Source organism: Pseudoalteromonas fuliginea (assembly GCF_000690055.1).
Classification (GTDB): Bacteria; Pseudomonadota; Gammaproteobacteria; order Enterobacterales; family Alteromonadaceae; genus Pseudoalteromonas; species Pseudoalteromonas fuliginea.
This window is the reverse complement of sequence record NZ_JJNZ01000296.1, coordinates 1-269: the sequence shown is the minus strand read 5'-3', so window position 1 is coordinate 269 and position 269 is coordinate 1. Positions and strand designations below refer to the sequence as shown.

The 269-nt window shown below is 43.5% G+C and carries 1 protein-coding gene; it reads left to right on the top strand.

The genetic code is table 11. The features are described 5' to 3' along the window. On the top strand, positions 1 to 269 hold a 269-nt coding region (locus DC53_RS0121255), incomplete at both ends, for a DUF3418 domain-containing protein (RefSeq protein WP_033032857.1).

The window sequence follows — 269 nt, the reverse complement described above, 5'->3', positions numbered from 1 at the left end:
AAGGACGTGATTTAGCAAAGCTGCAAGAAGAGCTCAGTGATAAAGTGGCGAAATCGTTAGTTAAAGTGGCTGACGATGGCATTGAAAAGCAAAATATTACAACATGGGACTTTGGACAATTACCACGTAGTTATACCAGTAAACGTGGCCAGTTTGAGGTTAAAGCGTACCCGGCTTTGGTAGCGGCCAAAGGCAGTGTTGAAATTAAACTTTTTGATAGTGAAGAGCAGGCGCAAGTAGCGACGCGATTAGGCATGCGAAAGTTATTG